Raw genomic sequence first — 802 nt, 5'->3', positions numbered from 1 at the left:
TAGGGTGAAAACTCGATCAGCTTGTTGATGGTGTTTGCCAAATCGTGATTCAAGCTCTGCGGAGGTGGATCATGAGCAACGAATTCTGGTTCAGCGACGAGCAGTGGGCGAAGATCGAGCCGCACTTGCCGAAGAACCGGCCGGGCGCGCGCCGGAAGGATGACCGCCGGATCATCAGCGGGATCGTACATGTGCTGAAGAGCGGTTGCCGGTGGCAGGATTGCCCGACCCGCTACGGCCCTGCGACGACGATCTACAACCGCTTCCGACGCTGGACGATGCAGGGCGTCTGGCGACGGCTGTTCCAGGCGCTGGTGGAAGTCGCCCCCGGCGAAGCGCAACTGATCGACTCCACCACCGCCAAGGCCCACCGCTCGGCCGCCGGCGGAAAAGGGGGGACGAGGTCCAGGCGATCGGCCGCTCGCGCGGCGGCCGCACGACCAAGATCCACGCCGTCGTCGACGGCTCGGGCCGGCCAATAGCCTTCGAGATCACACCCGGTCAGCTCGGCGACGTGCGCGCCGCCATGGCCCTTCTCGGCCCGCTTCCGCCCGCGGCCCTCTGCGCCGCCGACACCGCTTACGACAGCAATGGCCTGCGCGAGTTCCTCATCGCCCGCGGCACCCTGCCGGTCATCCCCAACAATCCTACCCGCAAAACTCCGCACCCCTTCCATCGCCCCCTCTACCGAGAGCGCAACCTCATCGAGCGCATGTTCTGCCGCCTGAAGGACTGGCGGCGCATCGCTACCCGCTACGACAAACTCGCAGCCGTCTTCGCCGCGACCGTCTACCTCGCCGCC

At 66.6% G+C, this 802-nt stretch carries 1 protein-coding gene; it reads left to right on the top strand.

The features are described 5' to 3' along the window. Positions 1–71: 71 nt before the first annotated feature. Positions 72–802, top strand: a protein-coding gene (locus AC2D8W_RS22720; protein WP_484673435.1) for an IS5 family transposase whose coding sequence is annotated in 2 segments (ribosomal slippage) — positions 72–405 and positions 405–802 — 732 coding nt annotated over the 2 segments. Because the reading frame shifts where the segments join, the coding sequence is not laid out codon by codon here. This gene is flagged as partial in the annotation.

Source organism: Phenylobacterium sp. T106 (assembly GCF_057219735.1).
This window is presented reverse-complemented; position numbering and strand designations above follow the sequence as displayed.